The organism is Mesorhizobium sp. M7A.F.Ca.CA.002.05.1.1 (assembly GCF_003998335.1).
Lineage (GTDB): Bacteria > Pseudomonadota > Alphaproteobacteria > Rhizobiales > Rhizobiaceae > Mesorhizobium.
The window spans coordinates 1-1,123 of record NZ_RZQI01001321.1 but is presented as its reverse complement, the minus strand read 5'-3'; the positions used below and the strand labels follow the sequence as shown (position 1 = coordinate 1,123).

At 57.5% G+C, this 1,123-nt stretch carries 2 protein-coding genes; both read right to left on the bottom strand.

Annotated features, from left to right (window positions below; all coding sequences use genetic code 11):
* Positions 1–546: substrate-binding domain-containing protein (locus EN939_RS35245; protein WP_164751562.1), on the bottom strand; the 546-nt coding region annotated here is incomplete at its 3' end.
* Positions 547–847: 301 nt separating this feature from the next.
* On the bottom strand, positions 848–1,123 hold a 276-nt coding region (locus EN939_RS35240), incomplete at its 5' end, for a substrate-binding domain-containing protein (RefSeq protein WP_164751561.1).

Sequence of the window (1,123 nt, the reverse complement as noted above, 5' to 3'; positions counted from 1 at the left end):
CGGTATCTTGGCGACCAGCCACTTGGCCCACAATTCGCCAAGGCCTTTCTGATCGACATTGACGTTGATGGCATCCTTGGTGTCAAGGATGTTGTCGAAGGCGACCAGAACGATGCCGGCTTCCTTGGCGCGCTTGATGACCGGACCGAAGGCTGTCGGGTTCTGGGCGTCGGTGACGATGGCGTCATAGCCGGAATCGATGAAATTGTTGATCGCCGAGATCTGCGCCGGCACGTCCTCGCCCGTCGAGACGACCTTGAATTCCTTGATCTTGGCTTTGACTTCAGGTTGTGCGGCGTAGGCCTTGGCTGTCTGCACCATCTGGATACGCCAGGTGTTGGCGATATAGCCATTGGCGAAGGCGATGCGGAACGGCCCTTCCTTCTTGGGATATTTGAAAAATTTGGTCTCCGCGCTCCACGGCGCGAAACAGTCCGCCTGAGCGGCGGGACCCGACACGATTTCGGGTCCGGCGGCCATGGCGGCCGAATTGAGCATGACGAATGCAGTGGCGGCAACGACGCCACCAACAAGTGACTTGATCATCGATAATCCTCCCGATTGCAGTTCTGATTGTCGTTTCGCAATGCGAATTTTTCGCGCGATGGACCGGCACCTCCCGCCTCGTCATGCGCTTCCTTGGTCGCCGGTGGTGGCCGACCCGGTTCCTCCCTTGTCGCCGCCAGCGGGGCGAAAACTATCATATTATCCATAATAAACAAGTATTAGTTGTCACTTATGTATAATAAACAGGCGCAAACTATCGTTGATACACCTGCCCGGAGGAGATGGTAGCGCTACCAAATTGGCGTGTAAACCGGCATTCGCACAGTCGCTCCTGTGCGTTTCAACGCGCCGTGCTCTCGCGGCGCTTGAGTTCGAAACCGAGGTCGACGATCCGTTGCTCCGGTCTGTTGCCGGCGATCGCCGCCAGCGCCATGGCGACGGCACGCCGGCCGATCTCATAACGATGGGTGCGGATGCTAGTGACCGAAGGAAACGCCACCTGCATCATGTCGAGATCGTTGAAACCGACGATGCCGATCGTCTTCGGCACCGCGATCGAGGCGCGATGGCATTCGAACAAGACGCCGAGCGCGATATCGTCATTGTTGCAGAAGAC